The sequence below is a fragment of the Methylobacillus caricis genome, from assembly GCF_020532705.1.
Taxonomy (GTDB): domain Bacteria; phylum Pseudomonadota; class Gammaproteobacteria; order Burkholderiales; family Methylophilaceae; genus Methylobacillus; species Methylobacillus caricis.
In genome coordinates this window covers 280,385-297,920 of record NZ_JAJAVD010000001.1, presented here as the reverse complement: position 1 = coordinate 297,920, position 17,536 = coordinate 280,385, and the positions used below count along the sequence as shown (strand labels likewise).

The window sequence follows — 17,536 nt, the reverse complement described above, 5'->3', positions numbered from 1 at the left end:
TAGCTTTCCTTGAAGCTGCGGATCATTTCTGTCGGTCATAAAATGCCGGACTGGGTGCAATCTGCATGTATCGAATACATCAAGCGCATGCCGCGCGAGATGTCAGTGGAAATCATCGAAATCAAGCCAGACAAGCGCGCTTCCGGCAAGAATTCTGCTGTGGTGCAGGAAGCAGAAGCCAAGCGCATTCTTGAAGCCGCTGGACGCGATTATCTGGTAGCGCTGGATGAACGCGGCCAGGAAGTCAGCACCTTGCAACTGGCCGAACGCATGAAAACCTGGCTGGGCAATGGCCGCGACATCAGCCTGGTCATAGGCGGCGCTGACGGCCTGCATGAGGATATCAAGCAACGGGCAGACTGGCTCTGGAGCCTGTCGCGCCTCACCATGCCGCACGGCATGGTACGCGTGATGCTGAGTGAACAGCTCTACCGTGCCCATAGCGTCATCAGCAACCATCCCTACCACCGCGAATAATGCCCAAGGCCCTGGTCTGGTTCCGGCGCGACCTGCGCGATTATGACCATGCAGCGCTTTACCATGCGCTGAAATCGGCCAGGCAGGTGTATTGCGCATTCATCTTTGACGCCGGGATTCTCGATCAGCTCACAGACAAGGCTGATCGCCGCGTAGAGTTTATCTGGGAGAGTGTTGGAGAGCTCAAGACCGCACTGCAACAGCATGGTGGGGAGTTGATTGTCAGGATCGGCAATCCTGTCGAGCTCATCCCTGCCCTCGCAAAAGAGCTAGGCGCTGAAGCAGTGTTCAGCAACCATGACTACGAACCTGCAGCCATCCAGTGCGACCAGGCAGTGCAGAATGCACTGGCTCAGGATGGCATCACATTCCATAGCTTCAAAGACCAGGTCATTTTCGAGAAGGACGAAATCCTCACAAAAACTGGCACCCCTTTCAGCGTCTTCACACCCTATAAAAACGCCTGCCTCAGAACACTCAATGACTTTTATCTCAGGGCTTACCCGGTAGACCGCTATCTGGCCAACCTGGCGGTTCATCAGCATCAAGGCACGCCCACATTGGAATCCCTGGGATTTGAGCGCACCAACCTGAAAGAGCTCAGATTGCCCACCGGCATGTCCGGCGGCCTCGCGCTATTTGAGGATTTCAGCCAACGGATACAGCGCTACCGCAATGCACGCGATTTTCCTGCCATCAAAGGGCCTTCCTATCTTTCTGTGCATCTGCGCTTTGGCACGGTCTCCATCCGCCATATGGCAAGAACCGCTTGGAACATGGGTGGGCAAGGCGCTGAAACCTGGCTGAATGAGTTGCTGTGGCGCGACTTCTATTTCCAGATATTGCATCACCACCCTGAAGTGGCTGCCGGCCATGCCCTCAAGCCCGAGTTCAACCAAATCCAGTTTCCCAATGACACGGGGCTGTTTGCAGCATGGTGCGAAGGCCGTACCGGATATCCCTTGGTGGATGCCGCCATGCGCCAGCTCAATCAGACCGGCTACATGCACAACAGATTGCGCATGGTCGCAGCCAGCTTCCTGGTCAAGGACTTGCTCATAGACTGGCGCTGGGGCGAGCGATACTTTGCAGAAAAACTGATTGATTTCGATCTGGCCGCCAACAATGGCGGATGGCAATGGGCTGCCTCTACAGGTTGTGATGCACAGCCTTGGTTCCGTATATTCAATCCAGTCACACAGTCGGAAAAATTTGATACTGAAGGCAAATTCATCCGCAAGTATGTACCCGAGCTATCCCAGTGCGACAACAAAGAAATCCACGCTCCTTGGCTGATCCCGCCCTTACGCCAGCAATCACTGGACATCGTGGTTGGCAGAGACTATCCACACCCGGTCGTAGACCATGCCACCAGGCGTGAACAGGTATTGGCGCTGTACAAACAGGCATCCAGACCTGATCAAACCTTTAGGCAGTAGGATCCTTCAGAGAATGGTAGCTGAGTAACAGCTCAATCTCCTCCTTGGCGCCCAGCATCACCGGCACCCGCTGGTGCAGTGCTATTGGTTCTATTTCCAGCAGGCGCCTGTGCCCTGTAGCTGCAAGACCTCCAGCCTGCTCGAGTAACCAGCCCATGGGATTGGCTTCATACAGCAGGCGCAAACGGCCTCCCTTGCCCTTGGTACGACTATCCAGAGGATAGAGAAACACTCCTCCCCTGACCAGCAGCCTATGCACCTCCGCCACCATGGAGGCGACCCAGCGCATATTGAAATCCTTGCCTCGAGGACCATCGGCGCCCGCAACACATTCATCAATGTATCGCTGCACCGGAGGCTGCCAGAAGCGCTGGTTGGACATATTGATCGCAAACTCCTGTGTATCGGACACAATCCGCATGCCAGGGTGTGTCAACATGAACTCCCCACTAGCAGTATCCAGCGTAAACCCATCAACACCTTGACCAGTGGTCAATACCAGCATGGTTGAAGTGCCATACAAGGCATAACCCGCGCATAGTTGCTGCGTACCAGCCTGGAGAAAATCCTGCTCAACCAAGACACTGTCACCTGCAGGCCTTGGCAGTATGGAAAAAATACTCCCGACCGACAGATTGAGATTCACGTTGGAGGAACCATCCAGAGGGTCAAATACCAGCAAGTAGTCTCCGGCCTTTCCTGAAAAAACCAACGCATGTTCCATTTCCTCAGAAGCAATACCGGCGAGATTGGGATTATCTTCAGCCAGCTTGATGAATATCTCATTACTCATCACATCCAGGGTTTTCTGCTGCTCTCCCTGGACATTCTCATTGCCAACGTCACCCATATTACCCAGCAACGCGCCATGGCCTACCTCCCTGGCAATCGATTTGCACGACTGCGCAATACCCATAATCACAGACAACAACTGTGGAGAATCAGAGAGCAGCTTCTGCATTTCAAGAAAACGTAACAATGTGATTGGTGGCATGCATTCATCCTGTCAGAAATACGAACTCGTTGGCGATGTTATCTGGAATGGCACTAGCTAAGCGCCTATCAAATGATCATCAGTGTTTCATTTTTACAACTAATGCATAGAGAGCATGCTCACTGCATTCCAAATAAGTGGACAAGTAAAAATCGCTCGGTTAAAGTTGGCTCCGTGTGTCAATTTGGAGACACACAATAATAACTAGGATAATGTATGCGCTTTCAAATTTCCGGAATTGCTGCCAGTGTTGCTCTTGCTTTGACATTAACTGGCTGTGCTTCCCAAGCTAACAAGGATCCGTTGGAAAGCATAAACCGCGGAGTCTACAAGTTCAACGATACTGCAGATAAGGCAGTCATCAAGCCAATTGCGGGTGCATACAAAGCAGTACTTCCTAGCCCGATCAGAACAGGTGTGAACAATTTCTTCACCAACCTGACCACGATTACGTCCATCATCAACAATATTCTCCAGCTTGAGCTGGGCAAGGCCATGGACAATACCGGTCGCGTGTTGATCAACAGTACGCTAGGTCTGGGCGGGATTATTGATGTGGCTTCCATGGACAATGTGCCAAGACATTACGCTGACTTTGGCCAGACACTTGGACATTGGGGCATGGGTAGCGGTGCCTACCTCGTGATTCCTTTCCTCGGCCCTAGCACTGCCCGCGACTTTGCTGGCTTGGGGGTGGACACCCTGGTTTTTGATCCAATCCAGTATGTGGACAACGTACGCGCCCGTAACCAGCTGCGTGCCGTTAAATTCATCGACCTGCGCTCGCAATACCTGCCAGCTAGTGACCTCCTGGATGATGCTGCCCTGGACCCTTATACCTTCATGCGGGATGCTTACCTCGCACGTCGTGAACAGTTTGTGACTGGCAAGGCTGCGGCTGATCCTACTTATGAAGACGACGATGAATAATAAGTGACTTGAGCAATACATCGCGCAACCATGAATAAAAAAGCCCCGGGTTTCGGGGCTTTTTTATATTCAGCTATTTAAGCTAAGAGATATGGGTCAAACCGTTTATTCGCCACTCGCCACGGTCATGCGCTCAATCAGGATAGAGCCGGTTTGCTTGGAGCCTTGAGTCAGGACATCACTCCCAACAGCAACAATCTGTTTCAACATGTCACCAAGGTTGCCAGCAATGGTGATTTCTTCCACAGGATAGGCAATCACGCCATTTTCCACCCAGAAGCCAGCAGCGCCGCGCGAATAATCACCCGTCACCATATTCAGTCCATGTCCGAGCAACTCAGTCACCAGCAAGCCTGTCCCCATTGCATTGAGCAAACCCTGGAAATCCAGATCGCCATGCTGAATGATCAGGTTGTGATTACCGCCTGCATTACCGGTACTGATCATGCCCAGCTTACGTGCGGAATAACTCCCCAACATATAGCCTTGGAGGACTCCATTCTTTACCAGCATACGTGGTTTGGTCGCCACACCCTCATTATCAAATGGGGAGCTCGCAAGGCCGCGCTTGATGTGTGGCAGCTCCTCAATATTGATAATGTCAGACATGACTTGTTTGCCAAGACTATCCAGCAGGAAGGAGGATTTACGATAAAGGCTGCCTCCGGAAATCGCTGACACCAGATGAGAAATAAGGCCCGACGCCAAGGGTGCCTCAAACAACACGGGCACTTGTGCCGTCTTGATCTTTCTGGAGCCCAGCCGCCTGGCTGTACGCTCTCCGGCACGCATACCTACGGAACGGGCTGAGTCGAGCTCCGAGGCAGACCTGGCGCTGGTATACCAGTAATCCCGTTGCATGCTTTCGCCTTCCTCAGCAATCACCGAACAGCTGATGCCATGCCGTGAGCTGGGATATCCAGCATTGAAACCATTGCTATTTGCGTAGGAAAACAGGCCTTCATAGGTAGAAACTGAAGCCCCTTCAGAATTCACAATACGCGTATCGGCATCCCGTGCTGCCTGCTCGCACTCCAACGCAATGGCAATTGCTTCATCCACAGAGAGCGGCCAAGGGTGATGTAGATCCAAATCGGGTATTTCACGTGCCAGCAAAGCCGGATCAGCCAGACCACAAAATTCGTCCTGAGCTGTATAACGGGCAATATTACAGGCGGCTGCCACCGTATCACTCAATGCCTGTGGGGAAAGATCGGAAGTGCTGGCATGGCCTTTTTGTTGGCCGAAATAGACCGTTACCGACATGCCTTTATCACGGTTGTACTCTATGGTTTCGGTTTCACCCATACGCACCGAAACATTCTGACCAACCCCCAGGCTAACCTCAGCTTCAGCAGAAGTTGCGCCGGAAGACTTTGCCAAACGCAACACTTCGTCACTCATGGCTTTAAGCTGATCTAGCGAATATGAAAAGCGCGCATTGCCCGCTGTCTGGTCTTTCACAAGAGTCTCTTTGCAAAAAACTGTTATCATACATCAGCATGAAACCTAACAAGACAGAAAACACGGCTGATGAGCTGGAGCCTATCAGCAAAACCAAGCGCAAGGCAGAAGCCGATGCATTACAGGACATAGGCGTTAAGCTGGTTGATTTACCCAAGGACAAGCTGAAAAAGCTGGATTTACCAGAAACTCTTCTGGATGCCGTCAATGAAGCAAAACGGCTGACAGCCAATGGGGCTATTCGCCGACAGATGCAATATCTGGGTCGCTTGATGCGCGATATCGATACTGCTCCCATCCTGGATCAGCTACAACGCTGGGAAGGCACCCATACTGAAGAAAATGCCCGCTTCCATCGACTGGAGAGCTGGCGTACACGGCTGATAGAAAATGAATCTGCGCTTGCAGAGTTCATTAAGGAATATCCACAGACCGAGGCACAGCAAATCCGCAACCTGATTCGTAACACCAAACGCGAACAGGACGCAGGCAAGCCGCCCAAGAGCAGCCGTGAACTATTCAAGCTATTACGCACGATTACAGAAAATAATCATAATGACGATGAACTCGACAGTCTTTAGGCACTCAGTGTAGTAGCCGCGGGCTTATGTAGCCCCGCTCTGAAGTGTATTCTCTGAATTCTTATAATTCAGGTTACACTAAATATCGCTCCGCGCGACAGAGCTCTTCAAGGTTTGCCTGGCGAGCCTTAGCCATGTTAAACATGACTTGTATGCCTGGGCACTGCCTACTGACAGCCAAGCCGAGCATTCAAGCAAAGGCTGCTGACAATATTAATAATTGAATTTAAATAACTCATGGGCCTAGCGTACCTCACATTTATTCCTTTTATCGGGGCAGCTTTCACCACGGTCAGTACACGACTGGGCCGATACTCATCCGCCTGGGTGGCAGTGATAACGGCAGCGGCTTCACTTTCGCTACTCTTGCCCCTGGCGCATGACGTGATGGCTGGACAGACCATCATCCAGCATGCGAGCCAATGGGTGCCATCACTTGGCTTGAACATCGCTTTCCGCCTTGACGGCCTCAGCTTGCTGTTTACCCTGATGATCCTGCTGATTGGCCTGGTGGTGATCATCTATGCGCGCTACTACCTCTCCCCACGCGACAGTATGGGGCGCTTCTATGCCTACCTGCTGCTATTCATGGGCTCAATGCTGGGTATCGTCCTATCTGAAAACATTATCCAGCTTCTGATTTTCTGGGAATTGACCAGCCTGTCCTCCTTCCTGCTGATCAGCTACTGGCAACAACGTGAGGAAGCCAGCCGCGGCGCGCGCATGGCGTTGACTATCACAGGTGGCGGCGGGCTGGCGATGCTGGGCGGCTTTCTTCTATTGGGCAAGATCGCTGGCAGCTACGAACTTTCATCCATTCTGGAATCTGGGGACATGATCCGTCAGCATGCCCTTTATCCCTACATGCTGATATTGATTCTCCTGGGCGTGTTCACAAAGTCTGCACAATTCCCTTTTCACTTCTGGCTGCCGAACGCAATGGCAGCCCCCACCCCCGTCTCCTCATATCTACATTCAGCCACCATGGTCAAAGCGGGGATTTTCCTGTTGGCGCGCTTTTTCCCTGCCTTATCCGGCACTCCTGAGTGGACATGGATTGTCACACTGACCGGCCTCATTACCTTTCTGACCGGCGCTTATATCGCCCTGTTCAAGCATGACATGAAAGCTCTGCTGGCCTATTCCACCATCAGCCACCTCGGCCTGATTGTCATGTTGTTTGGCATAGGCACGCCGTTGGCAGTGGTGGCCGCCGTGTTCCATATCATGAACCATGCCATCTTCAAGGCATCCCTCTTCATGCTGGCAGGTATCGTCGATCATGAAACCGGCACCCGTGACATGCGGCAACTCCGCGGCCTGCGCAAATACATGCCTTATACGGCTTTACTCACAATGATCGCGGCAGCATCCATGGCAGGCATTCCATTTCTCAATGGGTTCTTGTCCAAGGAAATGTTCTTTGCCGAAACAGTGGAGCATGGCAACAGCATGGCACTGCCGTGGCTCTTGCCGCTGATCGTCACTGCGGGTGGCATTTTTGCAGCAGCATATTCCATCCGCATTGCGCACAATGTGTTCTTTAATGGTAAAGCCGAAGACCTGCCGAAGATTCCACACGAACCTTCCCGCGGTATGCAGATCCCGGTAGAAATCCTGGTTGGCCTATGCCTACTGACCGGGATTTTCCCGGCACAGATCGCGGGGCCCATGCTGTCCGTTGCAGTCACCAGTACGCTACAAACGACTGCCCCAGACTACCAGCTGGCAATCTGGCATGGCGTTAACCCTGCCCTGATCATGAGCATGGTTGCGGTAGCTGGCGGCATATTGGTATATCGCAGCCGTGAAGCATTATTTACCCTGCAATCCCGGTTTGATGGAATGTTTGAAGCCAAACGTATCTACAACGGCGCCATACGCAGGCTATTCAACTGGTCCAGCAGCATCACCATGAATGTAGACAATCTTTCCCAGAAACGCATGTTGTGGCTATTGTTTGTAGCTTCCATCGTCATGGGAGCTTCCGGCTTTATTGTGCATGATGCCCCATTGGCAGGTGCCCGCACCATGCTGCCGGTTGACCCGATGAGCGCCATGGTGGCCTTTATCATGATAGCTGCTGCCATCAGCACGGTAGTCATGCATCAGCAGCGTTTTACAGCCCTGGTACTAGTGAGTGCTGTCGGATTGGGAGTGGCACTGACATTTATCAAATTCTCAGCCCCTGATCTGGCGCTGACCCAGCTTTCGGTAGAATTCATTACCGTAGTGCTGCTATTGCTGGCATTGTTCTTTCTTCCACAACGGACTCCGGATGAATCGGACCGCCTGCGTCAGGGTAGAGATATCGTGATTGCCTTGCTGGCAGGCAGCGGCGTAGCCGCACTCAGCTACGCTGTGCTTACCCGCGAATACAGCACCATTGGAGACTACTTTATCAGCAACAGCGTGTCGGGAGGTGGTGGCGCCAATGTCGTGAATGTACTATTGGTCGATTTCCGCGGCTTTGACACCATGGGTGAGATTACCGTGCTTGCACTGGCAGGGATCGGCATTTACGCTATGCTGGACAAGCTCAAACTACTTAGCCCGCAACAGGATGAGGATGGTCGGCCATGGAATCCCGACACTCATCCAGTCGTCATGGCGACCTTCAGCCGCTTGCTGTTGCCACTGGCACTCATGGTCTCCATTTTTATCCTGCTGCGCGGCCATAACCTGCCTGGCGGCGGCTTTATTGCCGGCCTGGTCACTTCGGTGGCGCTCATCGTGCAGTATTTGGCCAATGGCGTGGAATGGACACGCACCAAGCTGCCAGCCAACACTCACCCCTTGATAGGCAGCGGCTTATTGATCGCAGCCAGCACCGGTGTTGCGAGCTGGTATTTCAGTTACCCTTTCCTGACTTCCACCTTCCATCATTTCCATATCCCCCTCTTGGGTGACCTGGAACTGGCATCTGCCATGGCCTTCGACCTGGGCGTATACCTGGTCGTCGTGGGTACTTCATTATTGATCCTGATCAATCTGGGACTGATACACCAGGTAAGCTACCAACCGCGCATCACCAAAAAAAATCTGGCATCTCCAACAACAGATAGTGACACGACCCCTTCCAGGTCCGCTGCACTCAAGAAAGTCCTGCCATGGAAGCGTTAATATCATTACTGATCGGAGTGCTCACTGCAGGGGGGGTTTACCTCTGCCTGCGCAGCCACACTTTTCCGGTGGTACTCGGACTCACCCTGTTGTCCTATGCCGTCAATCTATTCCTGTTCATGATGGGACGCCTGGTCATAGGCAAGCCGCCTATCATCAGTGAGAGTGCCACCGGCTATGCAGACCCTGTACCCCAGGCGCTGGTATTGACGGCTATCGTGATCAGCTTTGCCATGACCGCATTCATCATTGTGCTTGCGTTGAAAGCACGTACCGAGATGGGCAATGACCATGTGGATGGAAAGGGCGTCAATTGAATCACATTGTCATCGCTCCATTACTGTTGCCCCTGTTTACTGGTATTTTTCTACTGCTGCTGCGCGAGCAGCGCATTTACGTCAAGCGATTGATTGCCGGGGCTAGCGGCATCGCACTGATTACCATCGCCTTTAAGCTTCTATGCCAGGTATCAGATGGCACTATCCTGGTCTATGCCCTCAGTGACTGGTCTGCTCCTTATGGCATCACCTTGGTCGCAGACAGGCTGGCGGCCTGGATGGTGATGACCACTTCACTGCTTTCCATATTCGCCCTGATCTATGCCATGCATGGCACGGACCGGGAAGGCCGGCATTTCCATATCATGTTCCAGTTGCAATTATTTGGACTGAACGGCGCATTCCTGACTGGTGACCTATTCAACCTGTTTGTGTTCTTTGAAGTGCTGTTGCTGGCCTCCTACAGCCTGCTGCTGCATGGTGGTGGACGCAAACGCATACGCTCCGGCCTGCATTTTGTCGTGATCAATGTAGTGGGCTCATCTTTGTTCCTGTTTGCGGTTGGAACACTGTACGGTGTGCTGGGCACGCTCAACATGGCTGACCTAGCCATCAAAGTGGCAGCCACCCCGCCAGAAAATCTGGTATTGGTACACAGTGCAGGCATGCTGCTGTTTGCAGTGTTCGCACTCAAAGCCGCACTATTGCCGTTTTACTTGTGGCTACCTTCCGCCTACTCCCAGACAAGTGCACCTTCAGCCGCACTATTCGCCATCATGACCAAAGTCGGCGCTTACAGCATATTACGCATCTATACGCTGATTTTCGGAGATCACGCAGGGCCACTAGCCAACTTGCTGGAAGGATGGCTACTGCCCATGGCATTGCTTACCATCATCATCGGGACTTTTGGCCTGCTTGGCAGCAAGCGGTTGCGGCAACAAGTCTCCTATCTCGTGGTGATTTCCGCTGGCACCCTGCTGACCGGCTTCAGCCTGGATTCCGCGGCAGGTATCGCAGCCGGGCTCTATTACCTGCCCCATACCACTTTTGCCACCGCAGCCATGTTCCTGCTGGCGGACCTCATTTCAAAACGTCGCGGCCTGATGGAAGACCGGCTGGATGCGGGTTATGTGATTACCCAGCAGAAATTTCTCGGCGCGGTGTTTTTTGCATTAGCCATCCTGGCGTCGGGCCTGCCACCATTGTCAGGTTTCCTTGGTAAGTTCATGTTGCTGCAAGCCGCTCTGGATCATCCGGCAATTGTGTTTATCATGGGCATCGTGCTTCTCAATGGCCTGCTAACGGTGATCGGGTTGGCTCGCTCAGGCAGCCTGATGTTCTATGAGGCCCATGCGGTGGATAAATCTACCAATACCTATTACAGCCAGGTGTCGCCTGAACCGCTGAATGTACGAGAATTGCTGCCTGTCTTCTCATTGCTGGGCTTATGCCTTGCGATGACCATCGGGGCAGGGTCGCTGACAGAATTCACTGCCAAGACTGCGGCACAACTATTGGATACCTCTGCATATATAGAAGCTGTGTTGAGCAAGGGAGCGCCATAATGCAAAGATTTCTGCCCCACCCATTACTGACGGTCATGCTGGCACTGATCTGGCTACTGCTATCCAACAGCATTGCACCCGGCCAGATGGTGCTGGGAATATTGCTCGGATGGGCCCTTCCATTCTTTGCGCTGCAATTCTGGCCAGACAAAGTCAAGGTGCACAAGCCTCTCACCTTGCTCAAGTTCACCTATATCCTGCTGCACGATATCATTGAAGCCAACTTTATTGTGGCCCTGCGCATCCTTGGCAACCCGGATAAACTGCGCCCGGCATTTATCGTTGTGCCCATAGACCTGAATTCGGACTTTGCGATGAGCATCCTGGCCAACACCACCTGCCTGACCCCAGGCTCGCTCTCTGCACTATTGGCACCAGACCGTAAAAGCATACTGGTGCATACCATGGATGTAGGCGATATAGATGCCTTTATCCACACAATCAAGACTCGCTATGAACAACCGCTCAAGGAGATTTTTGAGGAATGATAGCAACCGCCATTCACATTGCATTTGTGCTGGTATCCGCGGCGCTGGCTCTCAACTTCTGGCGCCTGCTCAAAGGGCCCAGCTCGCCTGACCGCATCCTGGCACTGGATACGCTTTATATCAACACCATAGCCCTGCTGGTATTGTTCGGCATCCATATAGGCAGCGCTCTTTACTTTGAAGCAGCCTTGCTGATTGCACTGATGGGTTTTGTCGGCACCGTTGCCATGTGCAAATACCTGCTGCGGGGAGACATCATCGAATGAACATTCTGCTGGAAATCCTGCTTTCGGTGCTGATCGTAGCAGGGGCCTCGTTCACATTCATAGGCTCGCTCGGCCTTGCCCGCCTGCGTGACTTCTATACCCGTTTGCATGGCCCCACCAAGGGCACCACATTGGGCGTTGGCTGCCTGCTGATCGCCTCGGCTATTTTCTTCAGCACCCGTGATGAGGGAATCAGCCTGCATGAAGGGTTGATTACGCTGTTCCTGTTCATTACCGCCCCTATCAGCGCCCATCTGTTAGCCAAGGCAGCGCTGCACCTCAAGGTTGAATCACTGGTTCCATTGCCGGATGAAGCAATAGAACGCAAGAACAAGCAACACCAGAAATACCACTCTGTTGATTGAGCCTGCTCGCCCCAGGCAAACAGGCTGCACCAGGCTTCAGTTTTCTAAGAATGATGGACCCTTTCAGGTTCCTTCTCGTCCAGCCCCGCCTCTGCGTCCAATACTGCCTGCTGTCGTCTAGGCGGCAGCAGGAACAGGCCGGGCTGCTGGATAAAGCGTTTCAACAAAGTCCTCAACAGCAACCGCCATTGTGCAAACGAGACTTTGCGTGACTTCATGGCCACGTAGAGGGCAAGACTGAAACTCACCACCAGGTTTGCCGTCCCGATCAGCCAGATACCCAATATCGCAGTGACCAGCACCTGCCAGCTGAACATGAAATCCAGCGCCATGAAGGAATAGCCGGTAAATGCCGAAACAAAGGCGATATGCCGGATATCAATGGGCGCTCCCAATAATACACCCAAGCCTGACATCCCGCCCAGCAGGCAGCCAAAATAGAAATTGCCCGCCAGCGCGCCCAGATTGTTTTCCACATAGCGGGCTACCCTATCCAGCCTATGGGTACCCAACAGCCATTCCAGCCAGCGCAATGCGCGCAGGCGCTGCGGAATTTTGTTATACACGGCAAGATTGTCGTGATAACCCGCAATCAGGCCTGAGAGGAACAGGCAAACCCCGGCAATACCCGCATAGAATACCGCACCACTATGAAACGGGTCATTGGAATCCAGCAACTGGTGGGCTTTTTCCGGCGTGATGAAGTGTTCGCCAGTCACGCTGAGAATGACCCAGCCTATCAGCATGGCCACAGGTACCGCCAGCAACACATTGCCAAGGATAGCGATGGTCTGGCTGCGGAAGGTCTGGGCAATGATGTTCACCAGCTTATCCAGGTTCTTGTTCCTGCGATCACTCGCATCGATACTGGCCGCAATTGCAGCAGCTGTCATGGCAGGCTGCTTGGTTGCCACTGTGAAATGCAGGATATGGATGAGTACAAACCCCAGACCATAATTGAGACTGAACAGAATGGCCTCGGTCAGTGGTGCATAATGATGCTTGGCAGCAATGATCTTAAGCATGCTCATGATCGCAATGATGATGCCAGCCCCCATGGCTGAGCGCATCAGGCCGAAATACTCACTACGGGTTTCCGTAATGTAATGCTCGCCAGTGCGACTGGCATTTTCTGTCACGCGCAAGGCCATCAGCTCCATGTTCTCGCGGAAATGCTGCCTAACGTCATTTTTGTGGCGTTCTGCCGAAACCAGCGTCTTGAACAATTGGACAAAGGCAGGCCCGGCATCCGCCTCTCCACGTACCAGCTTGATAATGCCAAGCAGGCTTTCCAGGCGTCGGATCTGCTGGCTCATGCGTTGCAGCAAAAAGGTCAAGCGCACACTGGTGCCTGTTTGCGAACTATTGCGGCGTATCTTGGCAATCACCTCGCGACACTGATCCAGCATAACCAGAATATGGTCGACCTCATATTGCTTTTCCAACGGCAATGCCAGCAGCGCCTGCAACTCCACGCTCTGGGTAATGAAGGGGGAGTCATGGTATTCGATCTCGGGATGGTTGCGGATCAATTCCGGTTCCAGCCCTGAGGCGGCCAATCGATAAGACAATACCTGCGCCGATTCCAGCACGCTTTTCTGGCAGGCGAACCTGTGGTCAATATCCACCTCATGAAAACGCAGGGCATGTACCAATTGCAGCCAGACTTCGTCCGGAACAGCCTCTACCCATAACTCATCCCCGGTCTTGGGGAAAATCTCTGCAAACAAGTCCTTGAGATAAGCCGGGTTGATCGCATCAGGCAGCAACTTGTGGCCTATTCGGCGCCACAACTCCGTAAAAAATCCGCTATTGGGCTGTATACCTGAATCCACATACAGTGAAACAGGCTTGCGGCCACTCAGGAGGCTCACAATCCCATCGCGTAGCAATACTGCCTTTTGCGGATCACTGTTCAACACATGGCACAAAGCCTGGATAGAATGTGCGGCATCGTCAGTTTCACTGAGACTCGCAGGGCGCAACTCCGCTACAAGATCAGCGAGCAGGCGCGCGGTATTGATATTTTGTACTGTGTATGCGCTCAGTATCTTTTCCATCATCATCTTAATGTACATTCAACTTAATTAATTGACTCCAATCCTGCCAGAATTCAGCAAACAGCGGCTGCACAACCTCAAGGCACGGGATTCAAGTGAACAGAGACTGTTTTTTCAAGGTTAACCCGGCGCAGGCTTATCTCAACATCCTGCCCCGCATATTGTTGTGTCACCTCTTGTAATTGTTGGGGCGATTTCAGCTGGGCCTTGTCCAAGGCCACCAGCACATCACCGACCACAACACCCGCTTTTTCGGCAGGTGAATCCGCAATCACGGCAAGCACCGTCAACCCCGGCTCAGGGTCTCCATCCCGTGGCTTCATGACATGCACACCCAACACCGGTGGCAACAATTTCGCCCAGTAGGTAGCGAAATAACTGTATATCTCCGAACTATCGGAAGCCCTATCACTATGTTTGGCCTGATCGCGGATCTGCTGCATCTTCATAGCGGCCGTGGGTGATGCCAGCAGCTTGGTATAGACTACAACCGCCTCTGCATGGATACTGCTGGCCTGGGCAAGCGCTTGGGAGGGAGGCACATCGCCCGCCTCGAAGCGGGAATATCCCAGCATTTCATATCCATCACGCAACATCCGTTGATAATCCTCATTTTCAGCCACCCCTTTGAATATCTTGGGTGCGGCATCACTTGTGTTCAATTTGACGCCATGCAAATTACGCGCACTATAAGTTCGGCTATAAGGATTGTCATCTTTGGGTTGTTCTACCGCAGGCTTGGCCTGAACTGGTTTATCCGGCAATGGCTCTTTGACAACCGGCTTGCTACAGGCTGCCGCAAGCGCCACCAGCAGTAACATCAAGAATATACGCATCATGCCTCCAGTAAATGAATGAGGTTCGATTGGTCTGCATCCCTGTCGCCAAGGCGGACCTGCGACGGGTTCTAATGGTATGATGAAACCACAGTTTTATCACATCTGCGTCGGTAAAATGACGTCAGCAATATAACCTTGATACATAACAATATGGCAGATCAACTCATACGCATAGGATTAGTTTCCATCAGCGACCGCGCATCCAGCGGTGAATATCAGGACAAAGGGATTCCTACCCTGCAGGAATGGCTAGGAAAAACACTATCGACCCCCTGGGAATCCACCGTCAGGGTCATTCCCGATGAGCAGGATGAAATCGAGGCCACATTACGTGACCTGGTCGACTTTGAAGGGTGCAGCCTGATTCTCACCACTGGCGGTACAGGGCCTGCAATCCGTGATGTCACCCCAGAAGCCACCGTTGCAGTCGCAGACAAGGTCATGCCAGGCTTTGGTGAACAGATGCGCCAGATCAGCCTTAATTTTGTTCCCACGGCCATTTTGTCGCGCCAGGTAGCAGTCATACGCAAACGCAGCCTGATCATCAACCTGCCAGGCCAGCCAAAGTCCATCGCCCAGACGCTGGAAGGCCTCAAGGATGAGGCAGGCAACATCACTGTTCCCGGCATTTTTGCCGCTGTACCTTATTGCCTGGACCTCATAGGCGCGCCCTACATTGAAACCGATCCAGCCATGGTCAAGTCTTTCCGCCCCAAGTCTGCACAAAAACCTGAATCCTGATGACAAGCGAATTCGACCTGATCAAACGCTACTTCACACGACCGACCAAGCGAGCTGTATTGGGAGTGGGGGATGATGCGGCATTATTGCAAGTCACCCCGGGTATGGAATTGGCCATTTCGGCAGACATGCTGGTAGCAAACACTCACTTTTTTCCTGACATTAATCCATGGCTGATCGGCTGGAAATCACTGGCAGTCAACATCTCGGACATGGCTGCCATGGGCGCGTTGCCTTGCTGGGCAACATTGGCCATTGCCCTGCCCAATGCAGATGAATCCTGGGTAGAGCGATTCTCCGCAGGTTTTTTTGCCTGCGCTGACCAGTTTGGGGTTGAGCTCATAGGCGGCGACACCACTCGCGGGCCATTGGCCATCAGCGTCCAGATCATGGGCGAGGTAGCTCCCGGGCAGTCACTGTTACGTAGCCAAGCTAAAATTAATGACGAAATCTGGGTATCCGGCCCCCTGGGAAATGCCGCACTGGCACTCGCCGCATTGCAACAGCGTTATCCACTCACAGAGCAGGAGCTGGCTGCCTGCATACCTGCCTTGCACCAGCCAGTTCCACGCGTCGAACTCGGGCTGGCCCTGTGTGGATTGGCACATAGTGCTTTGGATATTTCAGATGGCCTGCTGGCCGATTTCGGACATATTCTGGAGCGTTCACAAGTGGGGGCAGAACTTTACCTCAACCGCATTCCTGTTTCAGAAATCGTAAGCACACACTTACATGAAACCGCTGTCCAGCAAATGGTCCTGGCTGGGGGAGACGACTATGAACTATGCTTTACAGCCAGCGCGCAGGATCATGGCAGGATTGTTGCCATAGGCAAGGATCTGGGCCTGCAACTCGCCGCTGTCGGCCGCGTTACCCCTACTCCGGGCCTCATAGTCTATGGCACCGACAACAGCCCTATGTCCATCAAGGAGAATGGTTTTGATCATTTCGCCTGATTACCGGTTTTTATTGCGTCATCCTGCGCATTTTCTAGGCCTGGGGTTTGGCAGCGGGCTGGCGCCCAAGGCGCCTGGAACTTTCGGTACCTTGGTTGCCATGCCATTGTTTGCCTTGATGATGCAGTTACCAGAAGCAACCCATCTGTTCATACTGTCATGCATGTTCCTCGTCGGCATCCCCATCTGCAGTATTACTGGGCGTAACCTGGGCATCAGCGATCATGGCGGCATAGTCTGGGATGAAATCGTCGCCTTTATGTTGGTTCTGGAGTTCACGCCCAAGGCATGGGAATGGTGGCTGACGGCATTCCTGCTGTTCCGGCTGTTTGATATCTGGAAACCTTTTCCCATCCGCCAATTCGACCGTCGCCTGCATGGCGGCCTTGGCGTGATGTTTGACGACCTGCTGGCGGCAGTTTATGCCATTGCCGCCCTGAAGGGACTTCAATGGCTGACGATGCATTCCTTCTGACACTAAGCACCGAGCTAGGCAGAACAATGCAGCAACGCCAATTGTTGCTGGCACTGGCAGAATCCTGCACTGGCGGCTGGGCAGCACAATGCATCACCGCCATTCCCGGCAGCTCAGCCTGGTTTGACCGTGGATTTGTCACATACAGCAACGCTGCCAAGCAGCAAATGCTGCAAGTGCAGGCGGCAACACTACAAAAATATGGAGCGGTTAGCGAAGAAACCGCCAGGGAAATGGCGCTGGGCGCCTTGCAATATAGCGATGCCAATATCTCTGCCGCCATTACCGGAATTGCGGGTCCTGATGGTGGATCGCCGCATAAACCTGTGGGTACGGTATGTTTCGGTTGGGCCCATTCAGACGGACGTATCATTACGTCCACACATCATTTTTCAGGGGACAGGGAGCAAGTACGCAGGCAGTCGGTAAAAACCGTGATTGAGGGACTGTTACAACTTACCTTAGCCACTGATTTATGAAATAATTGCAAGC

18 protein-coding genes are annotated in these 17,536 nt (G+C 52.8%); 14 read left to right on the top strand and 4 right to left on the bottom strand.

The features are described 5' to 3' along the window. Nucleotides 1-9 precede the first annotated feature (9 nt). Nucleotides 10-477, top strand: a complete 468-nt coding sequence (rlmH, locus tag LG200_RS01485; RefSeq protein WP_226755832.1) for a 23S rRNA (pseudouridine(1915)-N(3))-methyltransferase RlmH — start codon at nt 10-12, stop codon at nt 475-477. Continuing rightward, a complete protein-coding gene (locus tag LG200_RS01480; RefSeq protein ID WP_226755831.1) occupies nt 477-1,916 on the top strand; it encodes a cryptochrome/photolyase family protein in 1,440 nt (479 codons plus the stop codon). The genes rlmH and LG200_RS01480 overlap by 1 nt, the downstream gene beginning before the upstream one ends. On the opposite strand, the gene LG200_RS01475 is transcribed toward LG200_RS01480, so the two are convergent. Beyond that, nucleotides 1,906-2,910, bottom strand: coding sequence for a class 1 fructose-bisphosphatase (locus LG200_RS01475; RefSeq protein ID WP_226755830.1), 1,005 nt, complete (start codon nt 2,908-2,910; stop codon nt 1,906-1,908). The genes LG200_RS01480 and LG200_RS01475 overlap by 11 nt on opposite strands. Before the next feature lie 216 nt (nt 2,911-3,126). On the opposite strand from LG200_RS01475, the gene LG200_RS01470 reads away from it, so the two are divergent. Continuing rightward, complete coding sequence (locus LG200_RS01470) at nt 3,127-3,840, top strand: MlaA family lipoprotein (RefSeq protein WP_226755829.1); 714 nt, start codon at nt 3,127-3,129, stop codon at nt 3,838-3,840. Between the two features lie 105 nt (nt 3,841-3,945). Here the strand turns inward: LG200_RS01470 and pmbA are convergent, their stop codons facing one another. Further along, nucleotides 3,946-5,244, bottom strand: a complete 1,299-nt coding sequence (gene pmbA / locus LG200_RS01465; protein WP_226757268.1) for a metalloprotease PmbA — start codon at nt 5,242-5,244, stop codon at nt 3,946-3,948. A 98-nt stretch (nt 5,245-5,342) separates the two neighbouring features. On the opposite strand from pmbA, the gene yjgA reads away from it, so the two are divergent. The 7 genes from yjgA to LG200_RS01430 all read left to right on the top strand — a co-directional run bounded on the left by yjgA (nt 5,343) and on the right by LG200_RS01430 (nt 11,973). Further along, nucleotides 5,343-5,885: a ribosome biogenesis factor YjgA gene (yjgA, locus tag LG200_RS01460; protein WP_226755828.1), complete on the top strand. Its 543-nt coding sequence runs from the start codon at nt 5,343-5,345 to the stop codon at nt 5,883-5,885. Nucleotides 5,886-6,122: 237 nt separating this feature from the next. Further along, a complete protein-coding gene (locus LG200_RS01455; protein ID WP_226755827.1) occupies nt 6,123-9,008 on the top strand; it encodes a monovalent cation/H+ antiporter subunit A in 2,886 nt (961 codons plus the stop codon). Continuing rightward, nucleotides 8,996-9,325: a Na+/H+ antiporter subunit C gene (locus LG200_RS01450; protein WP_226755826.1), complete on the top strand. Its 330-nt coding sequence runs from the start codon at nt 8,996-8,998 to the stop codon at nt 9,323-9,325. Before LG200_RS01455 ends, LG200_RS01450 begins: the two co-directional genes overlap by 13 nt. Next, a complete protein-coding gene (locus LG200_RS01445; RefSeq protein ID WP_226755825.1) occupies nt 9,322-10,854 on the top strand; it encodes a monovalent cation/H+ antiporter subunit D in 1,533 nt (510 codons plus the stop codon). Before LG200_RS01450 ends, LG200_RS01445 begins: the two co-directional genes overlap by 4 nt. Further along, nucleotides 10,854-11,342, top strand: a complete 489-nt coding sequence (locus tag LG200_RS01440; RefSeq protein WP_264193799.1) for a Na+/H+ antiporter subunit E — start codon at nt 10,854-10,856, stop codon at nt 11,340-11,342. The genes LG200_RS01445 and LG200_RS01440 overlap by 1 nt, the downstream gene beginning before the upstream one ends. After that, entirely contained in the window at nt 11,339-11,608 is a 270-nt protein-coding gene (locus tag LG200_RS01435) for a K+/H+ antiporter subunit F (RefSeq protein ID WP_226755823.1), read from the top strand. The genes LG200_RS01440 and LG200_RS01435 overlap by 4 nt, the downstream gene beginning before the upstream one ends. After that, nucleotides 11,605-11,973 (top strand): Na+/H+ antiporter subunit G, encoded by a 369-nt coding sequence (locus LG200_RS01430; protein WP_226755822.1) that lies wholly within the window; start codon nt 11,605-11,607, stop codon nt 11,971-11,973. Before LG200_RS01435 ends, LG200_RS01430 begins: the two co-directional genes overlap by 4 nt. Nucleotides 11,974-12,017: 44 nt before the next feature. On the opposite strand, the gene LG200_RS01425 is transcribed toward LG200_RS01430, so the two are convergent. Together LG200_RS01425 and LG200_RS01420 are read right to left on the bottom strand one after the other, a co-directional pair. Further along, complete coding sequence (locus LG200_RS01425; protein WP_226757267.1) at nt 12,018-14,036, bottom strand: site-specific recombinase; 2,019 nt, start codon at nt 14,034-14,036, stop codon at nt 12,018-12,020. A 74-nt stretch (nt 14,037-14,110) separates the two neighbouring features. Beyond that, nucleotides 14,111-14,872 (bottom strand): PDZ domain-containing protein, encoded by a 762-nt coding sequence (locus tag LG200_RS01420; protein ID WP_226755821.1) that lies wholly within the window; start codon nt 14,870-14,872, stop codon nt 14,111-14,113. 150 nt (nt 14,873-15,022) lie between these two features. Here LG200_RS01420 and mog point away from each other — a divergent pair, with 150 nt between their 5' ends. The 4 genes from mog to pncC are packed head-to-tail and all read left to right on the top strand — an operon-like array spanning nt 15,023 to nt 17,523. Further along, a complete protein-coding gene (gene mog, locus LG200_RS01415; protein ID WP_226755820.1) occupies nt 15,023-15,613 on the top strand; it encodes a molybdopterin adenylyltransferase in 591 nt (196 codons plus the stop codon). After that, the gene (gene thiL, locus LG200_RS01410; RefSeq protein WP_226755819.1) at nt 15,613-16,569 is read left to right on the top strand and encodes a thiamine-phosphate kinase; all 957 of its coding nucleotides are present in this window, start codon (nt 15,613-15,615) and stop codon (nt 16,567-16,569) included. Before mog ends, thiL begins: the two co-directional genes overlap by 1 nt. Beyond that, entirely contained in the window at nt 16,553-17,044 is a 492-nt protein-coding gene (locus tag LG200_RS01405) for a phosphatidylglycerophosphatase A family protein (RefSeq protein WP_404809785.1), read from the top strand. Before thiL ends, LG200_RS01405 begins: the two co-directional genes overlap by 17 nt. Then, nucleotides 17,020-17,523: a nicotinamide-nucleotide amidase gene (pncC, locus tag LG200_RS01400; protein WP_226755817.1), complete on the top strand. Its 504-nt coding sequence runs from the start codon at nt 17,020-17,022 to the stop codon at nt 17,521-17,523. Before LG200_RS01405 ends, pncC begins: the two co-directional genes overlap by 25 nt. Nucleotides 17,524-17,536: the final 13 nt, after the last annotated feature.

What these genes read in the sequence shown, in the direction of transcription:
- LG200_RS01480 (WP_226755831.1), top strand. Translation starts at nt 477, where the DNA reads ATGCCCAAGGCCCTGGTCTGGTTCCGGCGCGACCTGCGCGATTATGAC.
- LG200_RS01475 (WP_226755830.1), bottom strand. Translation starts at nt 2,910, where the DNA reads ATGCCACCAATCACATTGTTACGTTTTCTTGAAATGCAGAAGCTGCTC.
- LG200_RS01470 (WP_226755829.1), top strand. Translation starts at nt 3,127, where the DNA reads ATGCGCTTTCAAATTTCCGGAATTGCTGCCAGTGTTGCTCTTGCTTTG.
- pmbA (WP_226757268.1), bottom strand. Translation starts at nt 5,244, where the DNA reads ATGAGTGACGAAGTGTTGCGTTTGGCAAAGTCTTCCGGCGCAACTTCT.
- yjgA (WP_226755828.1), top strand. Translation starts at nt 5,343, where the DNA reads ATGAAACCTAACAAGACAGAAAACACGGCTGATGAGCTGGAGCCTATC.
- LG200_RS01455 (WP_226755827.1), top strand. Translation starts at nt 6,123, where the DNA reads ATGGGCCTAGCGTACCTCACATTTATTCCTTTTATCGGGGCAGCTTTC.
- LG200_RS01450 (WP_226755826.1), top strand. Translation starts at nt 8,996, where the DNA reads ATGGAAGCGTTAATATCATTACTGATCGGAGTGCTCACTGCAGGGGGG.
- LG200_RS01440 (WP_264193799.1), top strand. Translation starts at nt 10,854, where the DNA reads ATGCAAAGATTTCTGCCCCACCCATTACTGACGGTCATGCTGGCACTG.
- LG200_RS01435 (WP_226755823.1), top strand. Translation starts at nt 11,339, where the DNA reads ATGATAGCAACCGCCATTCACATTGCATTTGTGCTGGTATCCGCGGCG.
- LG200_RS01430 (WP_226755822.1), top strand. Translation starts at nt 11,605, where the DNA reads ATGAACATTCTGCTGGAAATCCTGCTTTCGGTGCTGATCGTAGCAGGG.
- LG200_RS01425 (WP_226757267.1), bottom strand. Translation starts at nt 14,036, where the DNA reads ATGATGGAAAAGATACTGAGCGCATACACAGTACAAAATATCAATACC.
- LG200_RS01420 (WP_226755821.1), bottom strand. Translation starts at nt 14,872, where the DNA reads ATGATGCGTATATTCTTGATGTTACTGCTGGTGGCGCTTGCGGCAGCC.
- mog (WP_226755820.1), top strand. Translation starts at nt 15,023, where the DNA reads ATGGCAGATCAACTCATACGCATAGGATTAGTTTCCATCAGCGACCGC.
- thiL (WP_226755819.1), top strand. Translation starts at nt 15,613, where the DNA reads ATGACAAGCGAATTCGACCTGATCAAACGCTACTTCACACGACCGACC.
- pncC (WP_226755817.1), top strand. Translation starts at nt 17,020, where the DNA reads ATGGCTGACGATGCATTCCTTCTGACACTAAGCACCGAGCTAGGCAGA.